Source organism: Oleiphilus sp. HI0080 (genome assembly GCF_001635135.1).
In genome coordinates this window covers 1-383 of sequence record NZ_LWFU01000085.1, presented here as the reverse complement: position 1 = coordinate 383, position 383 = coordinate 1, and the positions used below count along the sequence as shown (strand labels likewise).

Here is a 383-nt window from a genome sequence, read left to right as displayed (position 1 = left end):
TATCGGATGCGACGCCGGAAAAACATCTTGAATGGTATCAATGACAAATGAACCAACCGAAGAAGTGCCCGGGACTTGTGTGCCATAAGGACCCACTCTCAAAAGGATATCCAACACACCATCCGGACCAAGACGCTTCATCGCCTGATACTGGCCAAGCTCTTTCACGTTATCGAGCAGACTGCCGCCAGAGGCAAAACGATGCGTGAGCTCAAGCAGTATCTCCCAATCATGCTTGGTGTTTTTTCCTGGCTCAAACAATGCAGGAGAGTACTTCGCGACATTCCGAACGCTGAGCAGGTTGAATACAACATCGTAACGGGATTGTTCAAGCTGGCTACTACCCGGCAGAATCAAATCGGCATGTTTTGTTGTCTCATTGA

The 383-nt window shown here is 48.8% G+C and carries 1 pseudogene; it reads right to left on the bottom strand.

The annotated features are described in order from the left end of the window. A pseudogene (locus A3751_RS22420) lies at positions 1–383 on the bottom strand (molybdopterin oxidoreductase family protein); the annotation flags it as partial.